Raw genomic sequence first — 25514 nt, 5'->3', positions numbered from 1 at the left:
TAAAAGAGAAAGGGTTCAAAAGCGCATGAAAATATTATTTGTTGGAGATATTGTCGGTTCACCTGGCAGAGACACACTGAAAGAATATTTGCCAAAGCTAAAGAAAAAATATCAGCCGCACTTTACCATTGTCAACGGAGAAAATGCTGCTCACGGGAAAGGTCTAACTGAAAAAATCTATCATGAGCTGCTGCAAGCAGGAGCTGATGTGCTCACAATGGGCAACCATACATGGGATAAAAGAGACATTTTCGATTTCATCGATGATGCAGCTAATATGGTCCGCCCTGCTAACTTCCCAGAAGGCACACCTGGAAAAGGTCTCACGTTTATTAAAAAACAAGGAAAAGAATTGGCTGTCATCAACCTGCAAGGACGTACGTTTTTACCGCCAATTGACTGCCCATTTCAAAAAGTAGATGAATTAATTGCGGAAGCATCCAAACGGACACCGTTTATTTTTATTGATTTTCATGGTGAAGCCACAAGCGAAAAACAGGCGATGGGCTGGTATACAGACGGCCGTGCATCATGTGTCGTTGGCACGCATACACATGTTCAAACAGCAGATAACCGCGTATTGCCAAAAGGAACTGCGTATATTTCAGATGTCGGGATGACAGGACCTTATGATGGCATTTTAGGTGTTGACCGAGAAACGATCATTAAACGATTCAAAACAAGTCTCCCAGTCCGGTTTGAAATTGCAGAAGGCCGCACGACGTTAAGTGCAGTAATCGTAGAAATTGACGAACAGTCGAAAAAAGCTGTCAAAATTGATCGAATTTTGATAAATGATGACCATATTTTCTTTGAATAAATGTTCACATATTTATTTCAGAAAAATATTAATCAGAAAGAAGGAATATGCGCCCTCTATCGTGAATATAGTAAAAATGGTAGGTAGCCTGCTATTTTTGAAAAACATTTTGGGGATGGATTTTCAAAAAAATAGCATCATCTAACAAAGATTGTTCTAATGAACACTCACTTATCCATTGTAAATTTAAGGGGGAGCAGAAATGGAAATTTTAAAAGTTTCAGCAAAGTCAAATCCGAATTCAGTAGCAGGAGCATTAGCCGGCGTTTTACGTGAACGCGGTGCAGCGGAAATACAAGCAATCGGCGCTGGGGCACTGAATCAGGCGGTTAAGGCTGTCGCCATTGCAAGGGGATTTGTCGCGCCAAGCGGAGTGGATTTGATATGCATTCCAGCCTTTACTGACATTCTGATCGATGGAGAAGAAAGAACAGCCATCAAATTGATTGTTGAACCACGATAATTCTAATTTTATTATTTTCAACCTGCTTACATCATGTAAGCAGGTTGTTTTTGTTTACCGCTATACATTTCTTATATAACATATTCAGTTCGTGAAATAGATAAAAATGACATATTAGAGCTTGCATTTTTTCACCGTGATGATAAATTAAGATTAAGTTGAATTTACTTCATCAAAAATAAATATTTAAGTAGGTGAAATAATGTTTGAAGCTTTTTTGAAAAGAGGAAAGCTTGTTTTTATTTTATTTTTTATCGTTCTCATTGCTGGCGGCTATTTATTCGCGCAGCTTCCTAAACGAGAACTTCCAGAATTCGAGGCGAATCTCGTCACGATTTCTACCGTTTTTCCTGGTGCAGATGCAAAACAGGTGGAAAGAGATGTCACCAATAAACTGGAATCAGCCCTATCAGATATCAATGGTGTAGAGAAAACGAGCTCAATTTCTGCCATTGGTTTCTCAAATATTGTGCTTGAAATTGAGGACCAAGCCGACTTTCAAAAGGTGGCAAGTCAAATTAAGAATGAAACCACAAGTGCTGCGTCGTCTTTTCCTGACGGGGTGATGGAGCCGGAAGTAAAGGATGAATTCGGCAGCGTGCCGGTTGGCTCTTATATGATTGTGTCAAATGAATCATCGGACTTAGCAAAGAGTCAGCAATCGCTGCGTGCATTGAAGGAAAAAGTAGAGGACATCAAAGGGGTAGACAGTGTCATTATCAAAGGCTTCAATGACAAACAAGCGATTTTAAACTTAGATTCAAACAAGCTGGAGGGTGAAGGGCTCAATGTAACTGATGTCACAAATGCCATCAATCAGGAATTTGACACATCTCCACTAGGCGATATTCGGGCAGGCAAAGAGAAGGTGAAGCTGTCCATCGATACATATGACCGCCGCTTAGATCAAGTTAAAAAAATTGAGCTTTTCTCAAAAACGAAAAGAGAGCCGGTCACAATTAGTCAGCTTGGCAGTTTAAAAGAAGTAGAAAAACAGAAAAGTGATATTGTGTCGTATAACGGAAAGCCCGCTTATTCATTTACTGTGAATATTAAACAAGGGCTTGATATTCCTAAAATGTATGACAAAGTCAGTGATGTCATTGAGAAAGAAAAGCAGCTGCCAAATGGGGTGGAGTGGGTAGACTACTATTCACAAAAAAGTGAAGTGGATACCATTTTCAATGATTTAATAAAAGAAGCCATTGTTGCGGTCATTGCTGTCATAATTGTTACCACACTTGGACTCACGATTGGCGGGGCGTTTATCGTTTCACTCGCCATTCCGCTATCCATTACAATTGGAACGATTCCGCTGCCATTTTTACAAGTGGACCTCAATCAAATTTCGATCATCGGCTTTATCATTGCTTTAGGGATACTTGTCGATGATGCCATTGTCGTGAATGATAATATTTTAAGACAAATGAAAAAATACGAAAGTCCGCTTAAAGGAACAATTGCAGGGGTGAAAGAAGTCGCAGGGTCCATTTTGACATCAACACTGGCTGTTGTGTTTGCCTTCCTGCCGCTTGTATTCCTATCAGGTGCAAATGGTTCATTTATTCGGGCATTACCGTCTGTTCTAGTGACGACTGTGCTTGCGTCCATGGTGATTTCTCTGACACTTGTACCGGTCTATCAATATACTGTGAACCGGAAAAGAAAGAACAAAAACAGTCAAAAAGAGCCGGGATTCCTAGGGAAACCATTAAAAAGGCTGGCTGATTTCTATGCAGACCGTGTGCTGACAAACATTGTGAAGCGGCCGCTCGTTATTGGACTAAGTGGTTTGCTCGTTGCAACGCTTGCTTTTTTACTTATTTTCGTCACACCATTTGAATTTTTCCCTGCGGCGAATAAGAAAGAAGTGGTCGTCACTGTCACACTTCCAAGTGAAACAACATTAGACAAAACAAATGAAACATTAAAGAAAATAGAACAAGAGATCAAACAGCAAAAAGGCATTGAAGAAACGGCGATTTTTGCAGGCGGCGGTGTGCCGAATCTGTTTAATGAAAGTATTTCAAATGCAAGTGACCACACGGGTCAGGTTGTCGTGAGAGTAGACAATGATCAGATGACAAGTAAGGCATTAATAGATCGTATGACCGAGCCTTTGCGAGAGACATTCAAAGAGGCTGAAATCTTTATGAAAACCATTGTACAAGGACCGCCAACTGGAGCGCCAGTGACAGTAACGGTTGCGGGTGACTCTTTTTCAAAGCTCATTGATGTCAAAGAAACACTGACAAATGAAATGAAAGACAAAGGGGCAAGCTTGATTACGGACGATGTCAATCAGCCGGTGAAAACGATCTCCTTTGAATTAAACCGCGAGCGGATGGCAGAGGATGGGCTCAGTGCTCAATTTGTCAGCAGACAGCTTGGTCTTGTGACAGAAGGGATGCCATTAGGTACCTTTCAACAAGGAACAAATGATATCGATTTAGTAGTGAAACAGGATATAGGCACACATCAAAATGGTTTAAAGCTAAAAGAAATGAAAGTGCCTGTGAAGACAAATGAGGGCGGTATGCCTCAACTTGAGCCGCTTAGCCGATATGTAAAAGAAAAAGAAACAGAGCAGTACGAAAGCATTCCACATGAAAATGGAGTTCCGACCATTACGCTGAAGGCGTATCCCGGCGCATCAGATTCGTTTAAAGACGATATGAAAGAAGTCGTCAATCAAGTGGGGAAAAGCGCTGCAGCGAAGGATTTGACCATCTTACAGGGTGGAGAAAATGAAAATCAGACCCAGTTCTTTATTGAAATTAGTCTCTTATTTGCAGTAGTCTTGCTGCTCATTTACGTGACCATCGCATTCCAGTTCAATTCATTGATGCTTCCGCTGTTAGTTCTAGGAACGGTTTACTTAGCCGTATCAGGAGCCATTATCGGACTGTTTGTCACACAAACACCATTCAGCTTTATGGCAACAATGGGAATTGTCTCATTGGCTGGTATTGTCGTCCGAAATGCGGTCGTCCTATTCGAATTTATTGAACAGCGGCGCAAGCAAGGGTTTGATCAACAGACAGCTGTCATTGAAGCAGGAAGAGCAAGGATTAGACCGATTCTCTTAACAGCATTTACGGCACTTGTTGCACTAATGCCTGTTGCATTAAGTCATGATCCACTCTTTAAGCCGCTGGCCATCTGCATTGTATCTGGTGTCTTTTTCTCAACAATACTGACCTTATTCATTGTGCCAGCACTATATGTTGCCGTTTCAAAGAAACGCTGACGATGAAAGCAAATCTCCGATCGAAAGGAGATTTGCTTTTTTTTTTAGAAAAATATCCAAAAAAATATGTGGGGTGTTCATTTGTCTTTTTCTAGTAGACAGTGGTATTTACGACTAAAATAAGTCGTGTTAAAATCTGATTGGGAGAAGTTTTTTAACAAAGGGGTTGTACGTCATGTGTGGAACGATGAAAGCAATTGTTAAAAAAGAAAGCGCTTACGGAGCGGTGATGATGGAGATGCCGATTCCAGAAATCAAAGATCATGAAGTTTTGATCCAAGTGAAAGCCACTTCGATATGCGGAACAGACGTGCATATTTATAATTGGGATGACTGGGCTAAGGGAAGAGTCAAAGCGCCTTACATTTTTGGACATGAATTTACAGGGGAAGTTGTTAAAGTGGGGAAGCAGGTCTCACGAGCAAAGGTAGGGGACTTTGTATCGGCTGAGACGCATGTTGTATGTAATCAATGTTATATGTGCTTAACAGGGCAGCAGCATTTGTGCAGTGAAACGAAAATTTTAGGGGTAGACATTGATGGCTGTTTTGCTGAATATGTCAAAGTACCTGAACAAAATGTGTGGCATAATCCAGCTCAAATGCCGGTTGAGCTTGCCTCTATCCAAGAGCCGCTAGGAAATGCAGTCCATACTGTACTGCACACACCTGTATCAGGTAAATCAGTGGCGATTTTTGGCTGCGGACCAATCGGTTTAATGGCAATCGCTGTCGCAAAAGCCTCCGGGGCTGTTCAAGTGTTCGCTGTTGATAAAAATGAATACAGGCTCGATCTTGCCCGAAAAATGGGTGCAGATCATATCGTGGATATTGGAAAAGGTGATCCAGTCGCGATAATTAAGCAGCTCACGCGGATGGAAGGGGCAGATGTGATGTGTGAGATGTCAGGTCATCCAGCTGCCATTAATCAAGCACTCGAAGCTTGTGCAAATGGAGGGAAAGTCAATATACTAAGCTTGCCAGAACGGCCAGTAACAATTGATATTACGAATCAAATTGTTTTTAGGGGATTAACCGTGCAAGGGATCACGGGGAGAAAAATGTTTGAGACGTGGCGTCAAGTATCTGAGCTATTAAGAACTAATACCATTGATGTAAAGCCGGTTGTCACTCATACACTGCCATTTGAAGAGTTCGAAAAGGGATTTGAACTTATGCAAAGCGGTACGTGCGGAAAAGTCGTACTGATGATGCCATCATATCAAAGGGGGAAGAAATGATGAAAGAATTCACGTATTTACAAGATGAATTGGAAACAATGAAGCAGCAAGGCACCCACCAAACTTTGAAAGAGATCGACTCAAAACAATCATCCACTGTGACATTAAATGAACAATCTGTCATACAACTCTCCTCAAATAACTACTTAGGGCTCACCTCACACCCAAGGCTGATGAAAGCAGCAAAAGAGGCAATCGATGAATTCGGTGCGGGTACAGGATCTGTACGTACCATCGCCGGCACAATGACGATGCATGAACGTCTTGAAAAAAAGCTTGCTGCATTTAAAAAGACAGAAGCAGCACTTGTATTCCAATCAGGCTTTACGACCAATCAAGGGGTCTTATCCAGTATCTTGACAAAAGATGATATTGTCATTTCAGATGAACTGAATCATGCCTCAATTATTGATGGCATCCGATTAACAAAAGCAGATAAAAAGGTATACGGTCATTCCAATATGGAAGAGCTGGAGAAGATTTTGAAAAAATCAATGAATTACCGCGTCCGCCTCATCGTTACAGACGGTGTATTCTCGATGGATGGAGATATCGCGCCACTTCCTGAGATCGTCAGGCTCGCAGAAGCATATGATGCATTTGTGATGGTAGACGATGCGCACGCCTCGGGCGTGCTTGGTGAGAATGGCCGCGGGACGGTCAACCATTTTAAACTCGACGGCAGAGTGCACATTCAGGTCGGGACACTTAGTAAGGCTGTCGGAGTGCTCGGCGGCTATGTGGCTGGTTCAGCGGTTTTAATTGATTATTTAAAGCATAAAGCAAGACCGTTTTTATTCAGCACCTCTCATCCGCCAGCTGTGACTAGAGCGTGTGAAGAAGCGATTGAAGTGCTGTTAGATGAACCGGAACGAATCGATACACTTTGGGAGAACGCCGCTTATTTTAAAGAAAAGGTCATCAGCCTAGGATTTCAAGTCGCCCCAACAGAGACACCGATTATCCCAATCATGATTGGAGACGAAGCACTTACTTTTCGATTCTCAAAGGCTTTAATAGAACGAGGCGTGTTTGCCCAAGGCATCGCCTTCCCAACTGTAGCAAAAGGCAAGGCAAGAATTAGAGCCATCATCACAGCCGAGCACACAAAAGAAGAACTAGACCGGGCACTGACAATCATTGAAGAAGAAGCAAAAAAACTAAACATACTTGATTGAGAGAGCGCAGGCTCTCTTTTTTTGACGATATTCTTTCCAATTTTCATCAAATCTACCGTTTGTTATGTATAATGTATGTAAAAAGATCTATTGAGGTAAGTGATGAGACAAATGATATTTAATAAAGAAGACTTTTATAAGCAATATTTAGATTATAAGAGCAATGTAATAACAGATAAGAATCACCCTTTTCACAAAATGTTTAATAAAGAGATACCAAACAAAATTCAAAATGAATTAGAAAAACGTCATATGAAAAATTTGGATAGAATCGATATTAAAGCATCTACAGGAAATGGAAAAGTTTCAGAGTCTATTTGGATAGCGTTTCTAGACCAGCTTTTAACAAAAAATCAAAAAACAAATAAAACAACAACACAAAAAGGATTATATATAGTCATTTTATTCGCTAATAATGGCAAAGATTTTTATTTATCGATTGGTTTAGGTACTGAAAATCTATCTCTCAAAAAGATTAAATATGAAGCGGATATTTGGCGAGAACGACTAAAACCTCAATTGATGAATAGTCCTAATTTAAAAGGATTTGAAATAGGTGATTTTTACTTAGGAGAATCTGATAGACCTAAAAAATATGCAGCAGGTTCTTTGGTATTTAAAAGATATAATATTGATACATTTAATCAATACGAGTTTTTAAAAGACATATATAACTTAAATGAATTTTTTTATGATTTTATTTTCGAAATATATTCGAATCCGGATCTTCATATGGATACAAAGATTAATAAGAGTATAAAACGAAAAAGAATCATCCATAGAAACGTTTATAAGCAATTAAGAGAAGAAAGAGCCAAGCAAAATGAAGAGACAGGTCGAATAGCAGAGAAGTTTGTTTATGATATGGAAGTAGAGCAATTAAAAGCAGTGGGTCAGGAGCAATTAGCGAAAAATGTCAATTGGTTAGCCGAAACGGAAGATGGCCATGGGTTTGATATCAAATCGTATTACCCTGATGGAAAAGAAAAACTAATAGAGGTGAAGGGCTCAAAACTTGCTCATCAAGACTTTCCTTTCTTCTTATCTGAACAAGAAAGAATGGTAGCAGAAGAGGAAAAAGAAGCATATGTGATTACTTTAGTTGAGAGTGTCGGTACACAGCAAATGAAGATTGTAAAAGAAATACAAAACCCTTTGGAGAAAGATAACCTACTGTTAAAACCTACTCAATATTCATGCAGAATCCGGGTGGATTGAAAAGTAATGACACATATGATTTATTTTCAATTCATCACAAAATAGTCTATACTGTAGGGTGGAACTTGGTTTGAAAGGAGTACAAATTCATGAATGAAGAGCAGAGAAAAGCGAGCGGACAAGTAAGTTCATCGGACAAAAAATCCGAGAAGGACTACAGCAAATATTTTGAAGCTGTGTACATTCCGCCTTCCTTAAAAGATGCAAAAAAACGGGGTAAAGAAGAAGTCGAATACAATCAATTTCAAATTGACGAGCAGTTTCAAGGGTTAGGAAACGGCCGCAAGTTTTATATTCGCACATATGGCTGTCAAATGAATGAGCATGACACAGAAGTGATGGCTGGTATTTTTATGGCGCTTGGCTATGAACCAACAAACTCAACGGAAGATGCAAATGTCATCTTATTAAACACTTGTGCTATTCGTGAGAATGCAGAAAATAAAGTGTTTGGAGAGCTTGGTCATTTAAAAGCATTAAAGCGTGAAAAGCCAGATTTAATTTTAGGTGTCTGCGGATGTATGTCACAAGAAGAATCTGTCGTGAACCGTATTTTGAAGAAACACCCATTTGTTGACTTGATTTTTGGCACGCACAACATTCACCGCCTGCCAGAGCTGTTATCTGAATGCTACCTTTCAAAAGAAATGGTCATTGAGGTTTGGTCAAAAGAAGGCGACGTGATTGAGAACCTTCCAAGAGCCCGTCAAGGTAAAATCAAGGGCTGGGTGAACATTATGTACGGCTGTGATAAATTCTGTACATACTGTATCGTGCCTTACACGCGCGGCAAGGAAAGAAGCCGCCGCCCAGATGAAATTATTCAAGAGGTCAGACGTTTAGCGGCAGAAGGATATAAGGAAATTACCCTTCTTGGTCAAAACGTGAATGCATATGGAAAAGATTTTGAAGATATGGAATATGGTCTTGGCCACCTGATGGATGAGCTGCGAAAAATTGATATTCCGCGTATCCGTTTTACAACAAGTCACCCGCGTGATTTTGATGATCACTTAATCGAAGTGCTTGCCAAGGGCGGAAACCTTCTCGATCATATTCACCTGCCAGTTCAATCCGGAAGTTCTTCTGTGCTGAAGCTTATGGCGAGAAAATATGACCGTGAGCGCTACCTTGATCTTGTGCGCAAAATCAAAGAAGCGATGCCGAATGCTTCATTAACAACGGACATTATTGTTGGATTCCCAAATGAAACAGATGAGCAGTTTGAAGAAACACTTTCGCTTTATCGCGAGGTTGAGTTTGATGCCGCTTATACGTTCATTTATTCCCCAAGAGAAGGAACGCCAGCAGCGAAAATGAAAGACAACGTGCCAATGCGTGTGAAAAAAGAACGTCTGCAGCGCCTAAATGCACTTGTGAATGAAATTTCTGCGAAAAAAATGAAGGAATATGAAGGGCAGATTGTCGAAGTATTAGTAGAGGGTGAAAGTAAAAACAACCCTGAGATCCTAGCCGGATATACAAGTAAAAGCAAGCTTGTGAATTTTAAAGCACCAAAAGAAGCGATTGGCAACATCGTCAAAGTGAAAATCACACAAGCCAAAACTTGGTCTCTTGACGGAGAAATGGTTGGAGAAGCTATCGAGGTGAATTAAAATGACACTTTATTCAAAGAAAGAGATTGTCGAGCGTGCAAGAGAGCTCGCTAAAATGATTTCTGAAACGGAAGAAGTTGATTTCTTCAAAAAAGCAGAAGCGCAAATCAATGAAAATACAAAAATTTCAACGATCATTAATCAAATTAAGGCGCTTCAAAAACAAGCTGTGAACTTAAAGCATTACGGCAAACATGAAGCCTTAAAGCAAGTCGAAGAAAAAATCGATGCCCTGCAAGAAGAACTGGATGACATCCCAGTGATTCAAGAATTCAAAGAATCACAAATGGAAGTCAATTCCCTGCTTCAGCTTGTGGCACACACGATTTCGAATCAAGTAACAGATGAAATCATTCTTTCAACCGGCGGTGACCTCTTATTAGGAGAAACCGGTTCAAAAGTAAAAAACTCATCACCAAGTTGCTCCATTAAATGAGAAAACCCCGCAGATGCGGGGTTTTTATTTGTGGACTCTTATTTATTTGTAATTTAGTATTTAAAATCCCTTATAGGTTTATAACGCTTAAATGTTGCTATAAGTCATGTATAACAGAAATAGATGAGATTTCTTGCGATCTAATATTAAGGAAAATTAATACGGAATAGTAGAAAACCGCATAATACTTCATTAAAGGTGAGATCTTTGTGGTCACTAAAAACTCACTTCACCTTATATGTAATTTATATTTTATAGGCTGTGACATCAACAATTTGTTGATGTCACAGCCCCTTTTTTATTTTCTATGGTTACCTTATTTCTTCATAAAACACGTAATACAAACTAAAAAAAGTGGATATATTTTTTAATGATATTCTTTATTATTTTTAAATCTAATTTTAAATATAAAGAAAATCGAATGTTGATTTTTATAAATAGCCCCTCCTAAAGGGACTGTGACTTCATCATTAAACCACAACCTTCTATTCCAATCAACCTCCAAACCTCTCACTCTCCAACTTTTCCAATTTTCAAGGCAAGTTTATGGGCGACCATGCATACACTGAAACAGAAATGAATTTAATTGAACATGAAGTTCAAAATCGTGACACACTAGACGAATGCCCAGCATAAGATAAAACGATCAAGAACAAGGAGGCATGCCGGAATGTCTGAATACAGAGAAATTATTACAAAAGCGGTGGTTGCAAAAGGGAGGAAATTCACCCAAAGCACACACACCATTTCTCCATCGCAAAAACCAACCAGCATCCTAGGTGGTTGGATCATTAATCATAAGTATGATGCTGAAAAGGTCGGTAAAACCGTTGAGATCGAAGGAACATTTGATATTAACGTATGGTACTCTTACGCCGACAATACGAAAACAGAAGTCGTCACAGAGCGTGTGAAGTATGTAGACATCATTAAACTGAGATATAAAGATAAAAATTTCCTTGATGATGAGCACGAAGTAATTGCGAAAGTATTGCAGCAGCCCAATTGCTTAGAAGTGACCATTTCTCCAAATGGCAATAAAATTATCGTTCAGGCAGAGCGTGAATTCATTGCTGAGGTAGTCGGTGAAACAAAAATTGTCGTAGAGGTCGATTCAAGCTGGAAAGAAAAAGATGATCACGAGTGGGAAGAAGAAGTGGATGAGGAGTTAGAGGATATTCATCCAGAATTCCTAGCAGGTGAGACAGAAGAGTAAGGAATGACTAGGGCGCATATCCCCCTAGTTTTTTTGTGCCTGATCTAGGAGAAAAAAGGTGATTTTTTATGCTATAATTAGAGATGGTATGAATTCGAAAGTAATATAGTGAGGGATTAGAAATATGGCAAGTTATACGCCCATGATACAGCAATATTTAAAAATCAAGGCAGATTATCAAGATGCCTTTTTATTTTTTCGCCTAGGCGATTTTTATGAGATGTTTTTTGATGATGCAAAGGAAGCCGCGCAAGAACTAGAAATTACGTTAACAAGCAGAGACGGCGGCACAATTCCAATGTGCGGCGTTCCTTATCATTCTGCTTCTGCATACATAGAACAGTTGATTTCAAAAGGCTACAAGGTCGCCATTTGTGAGCAGGTGGAAGACCCTAAAACGGCAAAAGGTGTAGTCAAAAGGGAAGTCGTTCAACTGATTACACCAGGAACCGTCATGGATGGTAAAGGATTAAGTGAAAACGAGAACAACTTTATTGCGTCTGTTACCAGCTTTCAAAATGGGTACGGTCTTGCGCTATCTGATTTATCAACAGGTGAAAACATGGCGGCTTTCATCGATCGATTAGATGAAGTCGTATCAGAAATTTATTCAGTCGGTGCAAAAGAAATTGTGGTGTCAAAGCAGCTGGATGAGGAAACAATCAAAACCCTTAAAGAACGCTGCCAAGCGACCATTTCATACGAAGATAGTGATGCATTATTAGATGAAGCTGAACGGCTCGTTTCCCATCTAGACGAAAAGTTAAAAACGTCATTTTTAACACTATATGCCTATTTAAGAAGAACGCAAAAAAGAAGTTTGGATCATCTTCAGAAAGTTCAAGTGTTTGAACTTGAACAAACGATGAAAATCGACCTTTACTCAAAACGAAACCTTGAATTAACAGAAACGATTCGTTCAAAAAGCAAAAAAGGCTCTTTATTATGGCTGTTAGATGAAACAAAAACAGCGATGGGCGGCAGACTGCTCAAGCAATGGATCGACCGGCCGCTCATTCGCCTTTCGCAAATTAATGAGCGTCAGGAAATGGTGCAAATCCTGATGGATCATTTCTTTGAGCGAGAGGATCTGCGCGAACGATTAAAGCAAGTATATGATCTTGAGCGTTTAGCGGGCCGCGTGGCATTTGGCAACGTGAATGCCCGTGATCTCATCCAGCTCAAAGAATCCTTAAAACAAGTACCGGATATTAAACAACTCGTTCATTCATTACCAGAGGAAATGGCGAAATCAAGAGCGAATGAGATTGATCCTTGTGGTGACCTCCTTGATTTATTAGAAGATGCACTTCATGAAAATCCGCCGATGACAATAAAAGAAGGCAATCTGATTAAAGATGGCTACAATGCAAAATTAGATGAATACCGTGATGCCAGCCGAAACGGAAAGGACTGGATTGCACGGCTTGAACAGCAGGAAAGAGAATATACCGGCATTCGCTCCTTAAAAGTCGGGTTTAATAAAGTGTTTGGTTATTATATTGAAGTGACACGCGCAAATACACATCTGCTGGAGGAAGGACGTTACGAAAGAAAACAAACGCTTGCCAATGCAGAGCGGTATATCACACCTGAATTAAAAGAAAAAGAAGCACTGATTCTTGAAGCAGAATCAAATATTAACGAATTGGAATATGAACTATTTACAGCTCTCAGAGAGCAAGTAAAAGGCTATATTCCTAGATTACAGCTGCTTGCAAAACAAATGAGCGAGCTTGATGCGCTTCAATGCTTTGCGACTGTCAGTGAAAAGCGCCGTTATATCCGGCCGGAATTCTCAGAGGATGACGTGGATGTCAAAGATGGCCGTCACCCTGTCGTTGAAAAAGTGCTGGATCACCAGGAATATGTACCGAATGACTGCCATATGGGAAAAGGAAGACAAACCTTACTCATCACTGGACCGAATATGTCAGGGAAAAGTACGTATATGAGACAAATGGCGCTCATCTCGATTCTTGCGCAGATTGGCTGCTTCGTTCCTGCGTCAAAGGCGACGCTTCCAATCTTCGATCAAATCTTTACACGTATTGGTGCAGCAGATGATTTGATTTCTGGTCAAAGTACTTTTATGGTAGAGATGCTCGAAGCAAAAAATGCGATGGTGCATGCTACGAAAAACAGCTTGATTTTATTTGATGAAATTGGACGCGGGACAAGCACCTATGATGGAATGGCTCTTGCGCAGGCGATCATTGAATTTGTTCATGATCATATTGGGGCCAAAACCCTATTTTCTACACATTACCATGAGCTCACTGTCCTTGAATCCCAATTAAGCGAGCTGAAAAATGTTCATGTGCGAGCTGAAGAGCATGAAGGCACTGTCGTTTTCTTACATCAAATCAAAGAAGGTGCAGCTGATAAAAGCTATGGTATTCATGTAGCGCAGCTTGCTGAATTGCCTGATGCCATCATTAATAGAGCCCAGACTATTTTAACGGAGCTTGAGAGCGGATCACATGACGTGACCCCAACCGTATCTACAGCACCAAAAGCAGAAAAGACTGTAGAAAAACAGCAGCTTTCTTTCTTTGAAGTAGAAGAAAAACCGCAGCCGAAAGCTGTGCTAAAACAGAAGGATCAAGCGGTCATCGACGAATTAAAGTCTTACAACCTAATGGATATGACGCCGCTTGAAGCAATGACAAAGCTGTATGAATTGCAAAAGAAATTATAATGTAAGGTGAGGTGAGCAGAAATGGCAAAGATTATTCAGTTATCCGATGACCTATCCAATAAAATTGCTGCAGGTGAAGTGGTCGAGCGTCCGGCTTCTGTTGTAAAGGAGCTTGTGGAAAATGCGATCGATGCAAAAAGTACAGTCATTGAAATCGATGTAGAAGAAGCAGGTCTTTCTTCTATCAGGATTATTGATAATGGTGTTGGAATCGATGCTGAAGATTGTAAGCTCGCCTTCCAGCGCCATGCAACGAGTAAAATCAAAGATGAAAATGATCTGTTTCGTGTTAGAACGCTCGGATTCAGAGGAGAGGCGCTGCCAAGTATTGCGTCCGTCTCTCACCTAGAAATGAAAACAAGTACTGGTGAAGGAGCTGGGACACACTTAGCTTTGCAAGGCGGGAAGATTATTTCAGAGAAAAAAACCTCTGGCCGCCGCGGCACCGAGATTGTGGTCACCAATTTATTTTACAATACGCCAGCCCGCCTAAAATACATGAAAACCGTTCATACGGAACTTGGCAATATATCGGATGTTGTCAATCGGATTGCGCTAGCTCATCCCGAAGTATCGATCCGTTTGCGTCATCAAGGGAAAGTCCTGCTACAGACGAATGGAAACGGAGATGTGCGTCATGTACTTGCGGCCATTTACGGGACAGCTGTGGCTAAAAAAATGCTGCCGCTTCACGTACAATCACTTGATTTTGAAGTGAAAGGATATATTTCCTTACCAGAAGTGACGAGGGCATCACGGAATTATATGTCTTCTGTTGTAAACGGCCGATATGTCAAACATTTTCCGCTCGTGAAAGCGATCCATGAAGGGTATCACACGCTGCTTCCGATTGGCCGTCATCCAATTACATTCATTGAGATGAAGATGGATCCCATTCTAGTGGACGTGAACGTTCATCCATCGAAGCTAGAAGTGAGGCTAAGTAAAGAACAGGAACTTCATGATCTGATTAAACAAGGAATTAAGGAAGTATTTCAAAAGCAGCAGCTCATTCCAAGTGCTTCAGTACCAAAAAAAGCACCAATGCCAGCTGTGAAAAATGAGCAGCAATCCTTAACCTTTGATGCGAAACAAAGGAACGCAAGCCCAGCGGAAACATCGCTAACCTATCAGCCGGAGCCGCACGAGTCGGTCGTATACGAGACAAGTCATACCGATGCATACGGAATGCCTAAACAAGAGAAGGCAGAAGCATCATCACCAGTATTTTATGAAGAAGCCTCATCTGAGCGTGTACATTTAGAGGAATCCGCCGCTTCACTTGAATATGAAGAGACGGTACTGCATGAAGATGTGACAGAAACGATTCCTGAAAACGAACGCGTCCCTGTGATGTATCCAATTGGGCAAATGCATGGCACATATATTTTGGCTCAAAATGAACGAGGGCTTTATATCATCGACCAGCATGCGGCTCAAGAGCGAATCAAGTATGAGTATTATCGTGAGAAGGTGGGAGAGATCGAACAGGAAGTGCAAGAAATGCTCGTCCCCTTAACATTTCACTACTCTAAAAACGATATGCTGATCATTGAAGAGCATAAGGATATTCTCGCGAAAGTGGGGGTTTTCTTAGAGCCCTTTGGTTCAGGTAGCTACATCGTTCGGTCGCACCCGCAGTGGTTTCCAAAAGGTGAAGAGGCTGAATTGATCGAAGAAATTATAGAGCAAGTGCTTGATGAAAAACGTGTTGATATCAAGAAACTGAGAGAAGAAGCGGCGATTATGATGAGCTGTAAAGGCTCAATCAAAGCAAATCGTCATTTGCGTCATGATGAAATCAAAGCCTTATTAGATGAACTTCGGCAAACGAAGGACCCATTCACCTGTCCGCACGGCCGGCCGATCATCATTCATCACTCCACTTATGAAATGGAGAAGATGTTTAAACGGGTGATGTGATATAAAAAAAGCGCTCTAATCAGAGCGCTTTTTTATTTAGCATCCGCAAGGATCTGGCGGTGTGACCACAACTGGCCGTGTATTAATATCAATCGTATCTTCTGCATAAAATGTGGAACCGATGCTGATGGCTCGATTTTCTGCACGGAACGTGTATGTACCTGCAGCAGGGAGTACTTTATGTGAAAGCTTTAATGTATATTTGGAAATTCCAAGTAAATCCAGTCTGAGCGGAATACGAACGGTTTGTCCGTTGTTCAAAATGTAGCTGTCTTTTAATGCTTTACCGTTCATAATGTCTTTCGTCGTTGCTTGGAAACCCTTTGGCAGAGTGAACTCAACCGCACCAAGACTTAGAACAGAATTTGGGCTGTACGTCAGCTCAATGTCAGAAAAAGACCATTCCTGCTTACTTGCTCCTGTAATTTTTGCGTAAAGTGCAGCTGGTTTTGCATTGGTTGTTGCTTTGCCGGCTTCCTCAGCAGATGCAGAAAGCGGTACAGACAGTGCCATAACCAATGTGAGCATCCCCATCATAAGAATCGTCCACGTTTTTTTCATTTTTTCCTTCCCCCTTGTTGAATATAGGTAAATAATAGATGATTACACCCATTATTTACCTATAATGTTACCATATTACCATATGGTATTAAATGGGATATTATACCCTTATTTTGTCATTCTTTAGTAATAGTGGGGAAAAAACGCATTTGGTTGATTCATTCCGTAATAATGGCCTGGCATTTGCTGGTTTGTTGGCATCATCATATGCATATCTTGATAACCATATGGATGGTGTGGCATCATCCCATATCCACCATAATGGCCTAGATGATGGTGATCTTTCATTGGAACATGCTTTGAAAAGGTATCATGCTGATTTGGGAACGGTGAATAAACTGAATGATGATGTGGATGGTGCGCGTTATACATATCTTTTTTGCCGCTATGATAATGGTTTGGCATATTCATATGATCATGCATGTTTGGCGCGACCATATGCTCATGATTGGCTGTATACACATTTTCAAATGTGTGATAGGGATTTTCTTGGTGATAATGATTCATTTGGCTGTTCATATCGTTCATGTATATCTCATCCTTTATGTCAGGTTGCCATATCCTATGAGACAGATCTGCTTCATGAGCCTATCCATATGAAAGAAAAAAACCGGCTTTTCAGCCGGGAAAAGGAAAGCAGGTAAAGCGTCAAGCGTTAAATTGTGTAGCTGTGTCTTCTTCTGCGACGCTTTTTACATCTGCTGCAGACACTTTTAGGAAAATAACAGGGATCGTAGCTTCGAGAGGTATCCCAAAAATCGCTCTCAAACCATTTATCTTTTTTATGACAAAACTTTTTTTCTTTACATGGATCCTCATGGCAATGATCGTCATGCTTTTTATGGCAGTGTGAGTGGGAATGTTTGCACTTGCATTTGCACATTGTCATCCCTCCTAAATGTGACTCAATGCTAGTATATGCAAGAAAGAAGCATGAGGACTGGATGCTCATGCTTCTTTTATAAAAAAAGGCTTTTTCTGAAAAAACTCAAATAAAAAGAATTGACTAGTGCTAAATTAACATGATAAAATATAAATTTTTATCCTCTGAAGAAATGTGTTATAATGATATTGTGAATACTTTCGGAGGTGGCGGATTTGTTTCAAATAGGTGATAAAATTGTTTATCCAATGCATGGAGCCGGTGTGATTGAAGGAATGGAAGAAAAAGAGATTTTAGGTAAGACGCAGGAATATTTCCTGATTCAAATGCCGAATATGCAGATGATGGTGCCAAAAGGCAGAATCAATCAACTAGGTATACGTCCGGTAGCAGATCAAGCAACGCTGAAAGTTGTGATGAACAATTTTGCAGAAGAAACAAACGACGACACGCTTACTTGGAAGCAAAGATATGATGAAAATCTGAAAAAGCTAAAAACAGGTGCGATCGAAGATGGTGCAGACGTTGTCAAAGATCTAATGAGACGAAATCAGAAGAAAGCGTTAAATTCAAGTGAAAAGAAGATGCTTGAAGATGCAAGAGGCATGTTAGTGAGTGAGATTTCACTTGCACAGGGACTGACGCAAGATGAAGTGATGACAGCTTTAGAGAATGAATTAAGAATGTAATGATGATATACAGAGACTAGCTGTAAACTGAAGGGGACTACTTCTTTTGTTTACAGCTTTTTTGTTTGAAAAAAAGAGTAATATTGCCATTTTTGTAGGTGGTTTTAACTAAAATTGAAATGAGGTCATACGATTTAGTTTTTACGTTCACAACAAAAATTTAAAGACCTCTGAAATACCTAGATCATATGAAAAACAGGTAACTTCTCCTGATTCATTCAAATGAGCCGGACAACCTTTGAATTTTCTAAGCCATTGATAGTAAAATATTGCGGTAAGATGACACCTAAGAGAAAAAAGGAGCGGTGAAATGAAAAGGTTACTAATATGTGGATTCATCTTTCTTATTCTGTGTACTCTTTTAATGGTGAAATGCAGCCATTCTGTTCAAGAAAAAAAAGAGCAAAAGCAGCATCATCAAGAGGTAGAAAAGTATCGAAAAGAGCGAAAACAAGGCGATCAATATGAAAACTTTAAACAGCTCATGCGATATGAAAGAGACGGTTATGAGATAGAATTTCACGAAAAGGGCGGAAGTGATTTACTTGTATTTTCTCCTCATGGAGGTGAAATTGAACCAGGAACAAGTGAAATTGTAGAAGCCTTTCAAGAAAGCTACTCTACGTATTTGTTTGAAGGTACAAAGCAAGACAATAACCGGGACCTGCATATCACGAGTACCAATTTTGATGAACCCATTTTGGTTCAAATGATTAAAACGTATCCTTTTTCAATTTCCATCCACGGCTATAAAAGTGATAAAAGACACACGCTCGTTGGCGGCACAAATGAAAAAATGCAAAGAGCAGTTGTACGAGAACTAAAAGATCGGGGATTTTCCGCAGAAATGGTACAAAAAGGCGAACGGCTTTCTGGTACAGATCCCAAAAATATAAATAATCGAAATGCGAGTGGTGAAAGCGTTCAGCTCGAAATTAGTACAGCGCAAAGAGAAGCTTTTTTTGATAATTTTGAGACGAGAAAAGGAAAGAAAAAAGCATTTAGACGCTATATTAATGCATTAAAAGAAGTACTAAGAGAATTCGATCCGTCTGCGTAAAAAAGTTTGATGGGCAAAAGTGCTCTATTTAAACTTGGTAAAAAAGATAGGAATATGCGATTTGAACATAAAATATGTAATAACTTACAATTTGCCTTGAAAACATAAATTATGTAAAATAATAGTTATCAGTTTGATATGATAGAATGGGGCTGAAGTGGATGGCACACAAAATACCATCTTCCGAAGTAGGTGTAAAGATCAATCAATGGTACACGCATATTTGCAAATTTGAAGTTGAACAGGCAAACGGAATGAAGCGCCTTGTTGAAGAAGAAATTCATGATATGGAAGAGGATCAAGATTTACTCCTATACTATTCTCTAATGGATTTTCGCCATCAAATGATGCTTCAGCACTTAGCGCCAGTCCATGCAGGGAGTGAAACGCTTCAAGCAGTGTCCTTTCCTAAGGAAATTGACGATGCAGAAGATGAAATGACAGGCTTACTCGGCTATTATTTTCATTTTTTTCATGGAATGTATGCATTTATCCAGCGCCGGTATATCGAGGCCATTTCATATTATAAGCATGCGGAACATCAACTGATTTTAGTGACAGATGAGATCGAAAAAGCAGAATTTTACTATAAAATCGCAGAAGTATACTATCATATGAAACAAACCTATTTCTCCATGCACTACGCTAAAAAGGCAAGAGACATCTACAAGAAACATCAGCTTTATGGAAAAAGAAGCATTCAATGTGATTTTGTCATGGCAGGTAATTGGATTGATGTTAATCAGTATCAAAAAGCGCTTCCTTATTTAGAAAAAGCGTTAAAGGTCTGTGAAGCGATGGAACAAAAAGAATGCACATCTTACTTTAAAGCAATGGCTCTTAATAACTTAGGCACTTGTCATTATAGTATGGGAACGTACCATACAGCGACTGTATTTTTTGAACAAGCCATTTCACTTTATCAGAAAGATCAAGCATCCACGATGATCAAATCGTTGTTTTCACTTGCCCTTACTTGTTTTAAACTCGGAGATATCAAGCGGGCGGGCGAGGCCATATCTACAGGAATGGAAGAGGCTTGTGTATTGGAAGATGAAATTTATCAGCTGAAATTCCAATTTTTGCAGGCGCTCTATATAGAGAAAGACGGCTGTGAGCAATTGAGGTCGGCCCTTTTTGGTCTGAGAAATAAAAAAATGTTTGCTGATTTAGAGGAATTAGCACTTGATGCGGCTAATTATTATAAGGAACGCGACATGTACAAGGAATCCTCCACTTTTTTTGAGATTGTGATCGAAGCGCGTACGCACATTCAAAAAGGAGATGAGATGTATGAGAACGAAGCATAACATGTCAGCTGCTCAAGTAGATGAAAGACTTCACACTTAAAAATGAGACAAACAACACCCTTTACGCAAAACGTAAAGGGCTTTTTTCTTTATTCTTTGATTGCTTTTTCTGCGTCAATTGCACCTGCTCCATAAACCATCGGGTCATCCCCAGACCACTTGCTTGTATTTTCTTTTAACAGGGTTTTGACTTCATCCGGTGTTAAATCTGGTGAATGCTCCAGTAGTAGAGCGCAAATACCAGCACAAATCGGTGTTGCCATCGATGTGCCAGATAACGTTGTATAATCATGATCGACTCTGCTTGATTTATCAAGTTTATCCAGAAAGGATCTTGGTGATCTGAGAGAAACGATGTTTACTCCAGGTGCGAGGATATCAGGCTTTGCCTCCCCGTAAACAGTTGGTCCTCTGCTTGAAAACGGTGCCACGACATCGTCACTTGATTCTGGTGTATTCCTGTCATCGTAGGCTCCGACCGTAATGACTTTTTGACTGACAGCAGGGCTTGCAATCGTCTGGCTGTTAGGACCAGAGTTTCCGGCAGCGACGCATACAACAATCCCTTGATCCCAAGCCGCATTGACAGCACGCACCATTGGATCGTCCTGTTCGTCATCATAGCGCTGCGCAGCTCCGCCCAGCGACATACTGATAATATGAATCGGATCATCGGGGTTGTCTTCGTTGAATTGTATGCACCATTCAACACCTTCTATAATAGTAGAAAGTGATCCAGACCCTTGTTTATTTAACACTTTCACGCCAATCAGATTTGCTTTTGGGGCAGGTCCTTTGTATAAGCCGTCTGAGGCGGCTCCATCTCCAGCGACATCTCCCGCGCAGTGAGTACCGTGGCCATTATCATCATAAGGCTTTGTTTTTTGTTTGACTAAATCCACAAAATCTCGAATTCTTCCATCTAAATCTTCATGTGGATAAATTCCCGTGTCAATGACAGCAACCGTAATGCCTTCTCCTGTTAAAGTTGTCCCGTTTCGGATGACTTCTTCAGCATGGCTTGCTTGTGTGGCTACATCCAGCAGCGCATGAACTTTCCGGTCTAAATAAATTTTACGAATATGCTCACCGTTTGCTAATAGGTCCTCTAAAGCAGCAGGCGTTAAATCAGCAGCACAGCAGTCGATATGTGAAAAATGCCGTCTTATATTTGTTTTTCTGCTTTTTTTCATGAGCTGCTTTGTGCTTTGAATCCCTGCCTCGGCTGCACCTTCCTTAAATTCAATGATCACACGAAGCTTCTTTTTCTTCTTCAGCCTGCCTTCGAAAAAACGATGAAGAAAGCATGGCGTCCATTTAAAAGGTTTATAAAGGTGAAGAACGGTCTCTCTTAAAGGCTGATCTAGTTTACTAGCATGTGTTCTGACCATCTGCACCATAGAAAATCCAAACATGAGATGCCCTCCATTCCAGCTATCCATTCTCGTACACTCTTACGTTATGAGAATGAGAACTGCTTGGTTCGGATTCTTGTCCCTCCTTTTCTTTATATTGGCGGCTTGCTTATGTCTTTCAAAAAAGAAAAGCGCTTACATTTTGTAAAATAATAGAAAAAGGTGGAATTCACGTAGAATCTGCCGATGATAGGTGGGAGAGTTCTTCTGAGAGAACCAGTGAAACAAAGGATTTTGCAGAAAAAGGAGGGCTGTGGACAGGGTCAATGCTCATATAAATGTGATGCGTGACAGATGGAAAACATCAAATCCTTATCAAAAAAAGCCGAATTAAAGAAAACAGACTGGATAGGACTAGGTCATATTAAACATAACGTCATTTTTTTGTCATACTATTCTAACTCTGTTTTCAAAGAGGAGAGGCGTTTCTGTGTATATAAATGCAATTATCTTATTTTTGAGGAATCTCATGATCTAGAGTGTTATGATCAAACGTGAAGAGAAAATGTGGAAAAAATGATAAGAAATGATGATTCAATATTAATCATAGAAACGGCTTAGAAATCTGTTAAAGGAGAACGGGAATGAAGAAGTTTTTTGCTTTGCTTCTCCTGCTTGCGATCGGATGGGGCGTTTATTATACTATGCAAGCACAGGAACATGATGAGCCAGTGTCATCAGGTGGGGAAGACGAAAGCGGTTCAAATGATATTTATCGAAATTTTAAAGAACTTGAAGAAAACGAATCAACAAACAGCTATAACATTACAGCCAACCCAGTGCCTGGCAGCCGCCTTCTTGTGATGTCACCTCATGGCGGGAGGATCGAAGGCGGCGTGAGCGAGATCGTCCATTTTTTTGACAACGATTTTTCGACGTATTTATTTGAAGGTCTAAGAGAGAATGCATCAGAACTTCATATTACAAGTACAAACTTTGATGAGCCAATCGGCGTCGCGCAGGCAAAAGCACATGATTACATCTTAGCAGTGCATGGATACAAAGGCGAGGAAGGTATTGACCATACTCTCGTCGGCGGAACAGATTACGATCGTGCAGAGAAAATTGTGAGCTCATTAGAGCGGAACGGGTTTTCTGCTGAACTAGCTGTCGCACACGCAACCCTGAGCGGGACAAGCAATCATAATATTAATAATCTTACAAAAACAGGGCAAAGTGTGCAGCTTGAGATTAGTAGAAGTCAGCGTGAAGCTTTATTTGACAGTTTCGATTTTCGGAGACGGTCAAGTACAAAAAACGAGACATTCTATCGTTATGTCAGGGCGATTCGGACAGTGCTGGATGAAGAATATACGTAAGGGCTGTGCACATGTTAAGACAAGCAGGGGAATTCTTGTTACACTATGAACAGTGATAACAAAAGGAGAGACGGATATGGCGCGTCATCATTTTCATCTTCAGGCAAGCTGGCCCGGTCTGCGTAACGATGTGGGTACAATCGCATGTGAACAATTAAAAACAAAGATTTCGATTCCAAAGGAAATGGACGGTCCAGGTATTGGAACCAATCCAGATGAGATGCTCTTAGGTGCAGCGGCTACGTGTTATATCATTACACTTGCAGCCATGATGGAGCGGAGTCAATTAGACAAAGAGGATCTATCGATGAGCTCTGAAGCCGTCGTAGATGTGACAAATGGTGTGTTTACTTATGAGGAAATCATTCATCGGCCTGTCATCACCCTCAAAGAGTCCGCTTCCGCACATGATATTGAGCTGGCCCGAAAGCTTGCGCATAAAGCCGAAAGCTCATGTATGATTTCAAGAGCTGTTCAGGGGAATGTGAACATTTCCTTAGAAGAAACCATTCAAGTCGGCCGTTAAAACAAAAAAGTCATTTTCTCTAGAAATATGGAGAAAATGACTTTTTTTATGACGTCCATTCGGTTTGATCGAGTTGTGCTTTGGTTTCGTTCTTTTGCTTCTTGGATTGATTTAAGACAATCACGCCGCAGATGACAAGTGCAAGGCCGATGTAGCCTTTCGTGCTGATCGTTTCGTTAAACAGCACAAGTCCTACAAGAGCAGTGAGAGCTGTTCCAACGCCAGACCAGGTTGCATAGGCAGACGAGAGCTCGATGGTTTTAAGTGCCAAGCTCAGGAAAGTAAAGGCGCATCCAAATCCGATCAGTACCCCGATACTCGGCAGCAGCTGCGAAAAGCCTTGAGAAAGCTTCAGCATTGTACTCCCAAAAACCTCCGTCAAAATGGCTCCTGTTAAGTAGAGTATTCCTTTCATCATCTCCCACATCCTTTATGACATATTTAATAGTACGACCCCTGAGACAAGCATCGCCATGCCAATGACGGCTTTTTGGTTCAAGGTTTCTTTGAAAAAGAGCACGCCAAAAATAGCCGTGAGAACCGTACCAACCCCAGACCATGTTGCGTAAGACATGCTTAGCGGAATGATATTGAGCGTCAATGACAGCATATAAAAAGCAAGTGTATAGCCAGCCACAACAACCGCGCTAGGCTTCCAGCGCGTAAAACCATGAGATAATTTTAACATCGCGGCGCCAATGGCTTCTGAAAAAATGGCCACAGCCAAAAAAAGATATCCGAGGATCATGATCATCCCTCCTCTAATAGGTGTAAAATCCGATGAAGTAAAAGGTTTTTTTCCTCTCTTTTCAGCGGTTCTAGCTGAAACATTTCTGAAAACCATATCCCATCACATGCAAGGCGGATCAGCTGACTCAGTCCAGGATCGCTTATTTCCTCAACTGCTTTTTCTTTGAACTCCGTATAAAAATCACGCCAAGGTTGCAGCAGCGCATCATCAAATGACATGGTAGCTAGCATACTTGTACATAGCTGGGTCGTATGCTGCATATTTAGATCATGTAATGTGGTCAATAGATATGCGCGTACATAAGGCGCTTTTTCGTGTTTGTATGTTTCGTAATACGTCTCGAGCTGCTGACGAAAGCAAAGAATCGCATGCTCATTCATTTGTTGGATGAGCTCTTCCTTGCTTGAAAAATGATAAAGCAGACCAGCTTTGGTCATATTTGCATGCTCTGCCACCTGCTGAAGGGTGAGCTGGCTTAATCCTTCTTTTAAAATTGTGCTGGCAGCTGCATCAAAAATTTGCTCTTTTTTTGGTTTTAGACATAAAAAAAACACCTACTTTACTGAACAGTCGGTAAAGTAAATGTTAACCCATGAAAAAAGAGTGTGTCAATCGATTCATTTTATGAACGGATGTTTTCACTTAAACGTCATATTTAATACCAAGGGTATGGTCCATATGGCGGGTATGGCGGATAAGGGTATCCATAGCCATATCCTGGCGCAAGCAGAGATCCAGCAAGCAGGCCGCCAGCAAAACCACCTAAAAATGGAGGTCCAAAGAATCCAGGTCTTCCAAAGCCAAACCCTGGGCGGCCAAATCCAAAACCAGGTCTCCCAAATCCAAAACCAGGTCGGCCAAACCCAAATCCAAAAGGTCTTCTCATGTCTTCTTGAATAAACGGAGGTGCGTCAAAATAATTCATAATAAAAGGCTCCT

Annotated in this window: 23 protein-coding genes; 16 read left to right on the top strand and 7 right to left on the bottom strand. The window is 40.6% G+C overall.

Annotated elements, in window-relative coordinates; translation table 11 throughout:
• The first annotated feature begins 25 nt into the window (after positions 1-25).
• The 11 genes from EV579_RS00840 (at position 26) to mutL (ending at position 16061) form a co-directional block, all read left to right on the top strand.
• Positions 26-820, top strand: coding sequence for a TIGR00282 family metallophosphoesterase (locus EV579_RS00840; RefSeq protein ID WP_024424109.1), 795 nt, complete (start codon positions 26-28; stop codon positions 818-820).
• Between the two features lie 202 nt (positions 821-1022).
• Positions 1023-1283 carry a stage V sporulation protein SpoVS gene (gene spoVS, locus EV579_RS00835; protein ID WP_003211281.1) on the top strand — a complete coding sequence of 87 codons (261 nt, stop codon included), beginning with the start codon at positions 1023-1025 and terminating at the stop codon, positions 1281-1283.
• A gap of 202 nt (positions 1284-1485) precedes the next feature.
• Positions 1486-4533, top strand: coding sequence for an efflux RND transporter permease subunit (locus EV579_RS00830; RefSeq protein WP_133743799.1), 3048 nt, complete (start codon positions 1486-1488; stop codon positions 4531-4533).
• A 175-nt stretch (positions 4534-4708) separates the two neighbouring features.
• Complete coding sequence (tdh, locus tag EV579_RS00825; RefSeq protein ID WP_044330479.1) at positions 4709-5773, top strand: L-threonine 3-dehydrogenase; 1065 nt, start codon at positions 4709-4711, stop codon at positions 5771-5773.
• A complete protein-coding gene (locus EV579_RS00820) occupies positions 5770-6951 on the top strand; it encodes a glycine C-acetyltransferase (RefSeq protein ID WP_103132405.1) in 1182 nt (393 codons plus the stop codon). Before tdh ends, EV579_RS00820 begins: the two co-directional genes overlap by 4 nt.
• Before the next feature lie 102 nt (positions 6952-7053).
• Positions 7054-8169 (top strand): MrcB family domain-containing protein, encoded by a 1116-nt coding sequence (locus EV579_RS00815; RefSeq protein ID WP_243837372.1) that lies wholly within the window; start codon positions 7054-7056, stop codon positions 8167-8169.
• An 89-nt stretch (positions 8170-8258) separates the two neighbouring features.
• Positions 8259-9785, top strand: coding sequence for a tRNA (N6-isopentenyl adenosine(37)-C2)-methylthiotransferase MiaB (gene miaB, locus EV579_RS00810; protein WP_024427027.1), 1527 nt, complete (start codon positions 8259-8261; stop codon positions 9783-9785).
• Between the two features lies 1 nt (position 9786).
• Positions 9787-10221, top strand: coding sequence for a regulatory iron-sulfur-containing complex subunit RicA (gene ricA, locus EV579_RS00805; protein ID WP_008358013.1), 435 nt, complete (start codon positions 9787-9789; stop codon positions 10219-10221).
• 670 nt (positions 10222-10891) lie between these two features.
• On the top strand, positions 10892-11437 hold the full coding sequence (gene cotE, locus EV579_RS00800; RefSeq protein WP_024424105.1) for an outer spore coat protein CotE: 546 nt from the start codon (positions 10892-10894) through the stop codon (positions 11435-11437).
• Between the two features lie 124 nt (positions 11438-11561).
• Positions 11562-14138 (top strand): DNA mismatch repair protein MutS, encoded by a 2577-nt coding sequence (gene mutS / locus EV579_RS00795; protein ID WP_044330466.1) that lies wholly within the window; start codon positions 11562-11564, stop codon positions 14136-14138.
• Between the two features lie 21 nt (positions 14139-14159).
• Positions 14160-16061, top strand: a complete 1902-nt coding sequence (gene mutL / locus EV579_RS00790) for a DNA mismatch repair endonuclease MutL (protein ID WP_024424103.1) — start codon at positions 14160-14162, stop codon at positions 16059-16061.
• 36 nt (positions 16062-16097) lie between these two features.
• Here mutL and bslA read toward each other — a convergent pair whose 3' ends face one another.
• Both bslA and EV579_RS00780 read right to left on the bottom strand, forming a co-directional pair.
• Positions 16098-16622, bottom strand: a complete 525-nt coding sequence (bslA, locus tag EV579_RS00785) for a biofilm surface layer hydrophobin BslA (protein WP_024424102.1) — start codon at positions 16620-16622, stop codon at positions 16098-16100.
• Between the two features lie 123 nt (positions 16623-16745).
• Positions 16746-17150, bottom strand: coding sequence for a hypothetical protein (locus EV579_RS00780; protein WP_044330463.1), 405 nt, complete (start codon positions 17148-17150; stop codon positions 16746-16748).
• Positions 17151-17720: 570 nt separating this feature from the next.
• Between EV579_RS00780 and EV579_RS00770 the strand changes: the two genes are divergently transcribed.
• The 3 genes from EV579_RS00770 to EV579_RS00760 all read left to right on the top strand — a co-directional run bounded on the left by EV579_RS00770 (position 17721) and on the right by EV579_RS00760 (position 20564).
• Positions 17721-18194 (top strand): CarD family transcriptional regulator, encoded by a 474-nt coding sequence (locus tag EV579_RS00770; protein WP_024424099.1) that lies wholly within the window; start codon positions 17721-17723, stop codon positions 18192-18194.
• Positions 18195-18504: 310 nt separating this feature from the next.
• Entirely contained in the window at positions 18505-19254 is a 750-nt protein-coding gene (locus EV579_RS00765) for a poly-gamma-glutamate hydrolase family protein (RefSeq protein WP_044330458.1), read from the top strand.
• A gap of 161 nt (positions 19255-19415) precedes the next feature.
• On the top strand, positions 19416-20564 hold the full coding sequence (locus EV579_RS00760; RefSeq protein ID WP_024424097.1) for a Rap family tetratricopeptide repeat protein: 1149 nt from the start codon (positions 19416-19418) through the stop codon (positions 20562-20564).
• Between the two features lie 89 nt (positions 20565-20653).
• Here the strand turns inward: EV579_RS00760 and EV579_RS00755 are convergent, their stop codons facing one another.
• On the bottom strand, positions 20654-21979 hold the full coding sequence (locus EV579_RS00755; RefSeq protein ID WP_133743798.1) for a S8 family peptidase: 1326 nt from the start codon (positions 21977-21979) through the stop codon (positions 20654-20656).
• 584 nt (positions 21980-22563) lie between these two features.
• Here EV579_RS00755 and EV579_RS00750 point away from each other — a divergent pair.
• Together EV579_RS00750 and EV579_RS00745 are read left to right on the top strand one after the other, a co-directional pair.
• On the top strand, positions 22564-23298 hold the full coding sequence (locus tag EV579_RS00750) for a poly-gamma-glutamate hydrolase family protein (RefSeq protein ID WP_024424095.1): 735 nt from the start codon (positions 22564-22566) through the stop codon (positions 23296-23298).
• A gap of 76 nt (positions 23299-23374) precedes the next feature.
• Entirely contained in the window at positions 23375-23824 is a 450-nt protein-coding gene (locus EV579_RS00745; protein WP_024424094.1) for an OsmC family protein, read from the top strand.
• A gap of 46 nt (positions 23825-23870) precedes the next feature.
• Here EV579_RS00745 and erbB read toward each other — a convergent pair whose 3' ends face one another.
• The 4 genes from erbB to EV579_RS00725 form a co-directional block, all read right to left on the bottom strand.
• Positions 23871-24239 carry an SMR family multidrug efflux transporter EbrB gene (erbB, locus tag EV579_RS00740; protein WP_024424093.1) on the bottom strand — a complete coding sequence of 123 codons (369 nt, stop codon included), beginning with the start codon at positions 24237-24239 and terminating at the stop codon, positions 23871-23873.
• 15 nt (positions 24240-24254) lie between these two features.
• Positions 24255-24572, bottom strand: a complete 318-nt coding sequence (gene erbA / locus EV579_RS00735) for an SMR family multidrug efflux transporter EbrA (protein ID WP_024424092.1) — start codon at positions 24570-24572, stop codon at positions 24255-24257.
• A 2-nt stretch (positions 24573-24574) separates the two neighbouring features.
• Entirely contained in the window at positions 24575-25129 is a 555-nt protein-coding gene (locus tag EV579_RS00730; RefSeq protein ID WP_133743797.1) for a TetR/AcrR family transcriptional regulator, read from the bottom strand.
• A gap of 101 nt (positions 25130-25230) precedes the next feature.
• Entirely contained in the window at positions 25231-25500 is a 270-nt protein-coding gene (locus EV579_RS00725; RefSeq protein WP_024424091.1) for a hypothetical protein, read from the bottom strand.
• Between the last annotated feature and the right edge of the window lie 14 nt (positions 25501-25514).

This window comes from Bacillus sp. BK450 (assembly GCF_004364885.1).
In the GTDB taxonomy this organism is placed as follows: domain Bacteria; phylum Bacillota; class Bacilli; order Bacillales; family Bacillaceae; genus Bacillus; species Bacillus safensis.
The sequence above is the reverse complement of the archived record's forward strand: the minus strand, read 5'-3'. Positions and strand labels throughout refer to the sequence as shown.

Bases quoted from the DNA above. Each gene is read 5' to 3' on its own strand.
- EV579_RS00840 (WP_024424109.1), top strand. From the start codon at position 26: ATGAAAATATTATTTGTTGGAGATATTGTCGGTTCACCTGGCAGAGAC.
- spoVS (WP_003211281.1), top strand. From the start codon at position 1,023: ATGGAAATTTTAAAAGTTTCAGCAAAGTCAAATCCGAATTCAGTAGCA.
- EV579_RS00830 (WP_133743799.1), top strand. From the start codon at position 1,486: ATGTTTGAAGCTTTTTTGAAAAGAGGAAAGCTTGTTTTTATTTTATTT.
- tdh (WP_044330479.1), top strand. From the start codon at position 4,709: ATGTGTGGAACGATGAAAGCAATTGTTAAAAAAGAAAGCGCTTACGGA.
- EV579_RS00820 (WP_103132405.1), top strand. From the start codon at position 5,770: ATGATGAAAGAATTCACGTATTTACAAGATGAATTGGAAACAATGAAG.
- EV579_RS00815 (WP_243837372.1), top strand. From the start codon at position 7,054: ATGAGACAAATGATATTTAATAAAGAAGACTTTTATAAGCAATATTTA.
- miaB (WP_024427027.1), top strand. From the start codon at position 8,259: ATGAATGAAGAGCAGAGAAAAGCGAGCGGACAAGTAAGTTCATCGGAC.
- ricA (WP_008358013.1), top strand. From the start codon at position 9,787: ATGACACTTTATTCAAAGAAAGAGATTGTCGAGCGTGCAAGAGAGCTC.
- cotE (WP_024424105.1), top strand. From the start codon at position 10,892: ATGTCTGAATACAGAGAAATTATTACAAAAGCGGTGGTTGCAAAAGGG.
- mutS (WP_044330466.1), top strand. From the start codon at position 11,562: ATGGCAAGTTATACGCCCATGATACAGCAATATTTAAAAATCAAGGCA.
- mutL (WP_024424103.1), top strand. From the start codon at position 14,160: ATGGCAAAGATTATTCAGTTATCCGATGACCTATCCAATAAAATTGCT.
- bslA (WP_024424102.1), bottom strand. From the start codon at position 16,622: ATGAAAAAAACGTGGACGATTCTTATGATGGGGATGCTCACATTGGTT.
- EV579_RS00780 (WP_044330463.1), bottom strand. From the start codon at position 17,150: ATGAACGATATGAACAGCCAAATGAATCATTATCACCAAGAAAATCCC.
- EV579_RS00765 (WP_044330458.1), top strand. From the start codon at position 18,505: ATGAAAAGGTTACTAATATGTGGATTCATCTTTCTTATTCTGTGTACT.
- EV579_RS00760 (WP_024424097.1), top strand. From the start codon at position 19,416: ATGGCACACAAAATACCATCTTCCGAAGTAGGTGTAAAGATCAATCAA.
- EV579_RS00755 (WP_133743798.1), bottom strand. From the start codon at position 21,979: ATGTTTGGATTTTCTATGGTGCAGATGGTCAGAACACATGCTAGTAAA.
- EV579_RS00750 (WP_024424095.1), top strand. From the start codon at position 22,564: ATGAAGAAGTTTTTTGCTTTGCTTCTCCTGCTTGCGATCGGATGGGGC.
- EV579_RS00745 (WP_024424094.1), top strand. From the start codon at position 23,375: ATGGCGCGTCATCATTTTCATCTTCAGGCAAGCTGGCCCGGTCTGCGT.
- erbB (WP_024424093.1), bottom strand. From the start codon at position 24,239: ATGAAAGGAATACTCTACTTAACAGGAGCCATTTTGACGGAGGTTTTT.
- erbA (WP_024424092.1), bottom strand. From the start codon at position 24,572: ATGATCCTCGGATATCTTTTTTTGGCTGTGGCCATTTTTTCAGAAGCC.
- EV579_RS00725 (WP_024424091.1), bottom strand. From the start codon at position 25,500: ATGAATTATTTTGACGCACCTCCGTTTATTCAAGAAGACATGAGAAGA.